This window comes from Paraburkholderia sp. BR13439 (assembly GCF_040948805.1).
Classification (GTDB): domain Bacteria; phylum Pseudomonadota; class Gammaproteobacteria; order Burkholderiales; family Burkholderiaceae; genus Paraburkholderia; species Paraburkholderia youngii.
The window spans coordinates 1-255 of the sequence record NZ_JBFPKN010000217.1 but is presented as its reverse complement, the minus strand read 5'-3'; the positions used below and the strand labels follow the sequence as shown (position 1 = coordinate 255).

The 255-nt window shown below is 69.0% G+C and carries 1 pseudogene; it reads left to right on the top strand.

The window, feature by feature from the left end:
• Positions 1-255: pseudogene (locus tag AB3X96_RS42940) on the top strand (tyrosine protein kinase); the annotation flags it as partial.

Below are 255 nucleotides of genomic sequence, written 5' to 3'. Positions count from 1 at the left end.
CAAGTCGTTCCTCTCCGCGAATCTGGCGGCGGTCGTCGCGGCGGCCGGCAAGCGGGTGTTGCTGATCGACGCGGACCTGCGCAAAGGCCATCTGGAGCAGTACTTTGGGCTGGCCTCGACACCGGGGCTGGCGGACTATCTGACGTCGGAGGTGACGTCCGAGGCGGTGATCATGCGTGACGTGCGCCCGGGCCTCGACTTCGTTGCGCGCGGCACGATCCCGGAGAACCCGGCCGAGCTGCTGGTGGGCGAGCG